The 313-nt window shown below is 66.8% G+C and carries 1 protein-coding gene; it reads left to right on the top strand.

Annotated elements, in window-relative coordinates; genetic code table 11:
- Nucleotides 1–313: Ig-like domain-containing protein (locus VTU_RS33920; RefSeq protein WP_010107404.1), on the top strand; the 313-nt coding region annotated here is incomplete at both ends.

The raw sequence follows: 313 nt of genomic DNA, 5'->3' as shown, positions 1-313 counted from the left end.
CGCCGACGACAAGCTGAGCATTGGCGAGAGCACCACCGTCACCATCCGCTTCGCCGAAGCCATCGCGACCGACAGCTTTACCATCGCCGACCTGAGCGTGGGCGGTTCCGCGACGCTGGCCAACGACCTGAGGAGCACCGATGGCGGCATCACCTGGACGGTCACGCTGAAGGCTCCGGGGCGCGCTGATATGCCCGGCGGCGACATCACCCGGTACAACTCAACGGGCAACCAGATCCGCGTCAACCTCACCGGCGTGACCAACCTCGCAGGCAACGCCGGTGTGGGCCAGGCCGTCTCCACGGTCACCTAC

Origin of the sequence: Verminephrobacter aporrectodeae subsp. tuberculatae At4 (assembly GCF_000193225.1) — a bacterium.
Lineage (GTDB): Bacteria > Pseudomonadota > Gammaproteobacteria > Burkholderiales > Burkholderiaceae_C > Acidovorax > Acidovorax aporrectodeae.
Note: the sequence above shows the minus strand (reverse complement) of the source record. Positions and strands in the feature narration are given on the sequence as shown.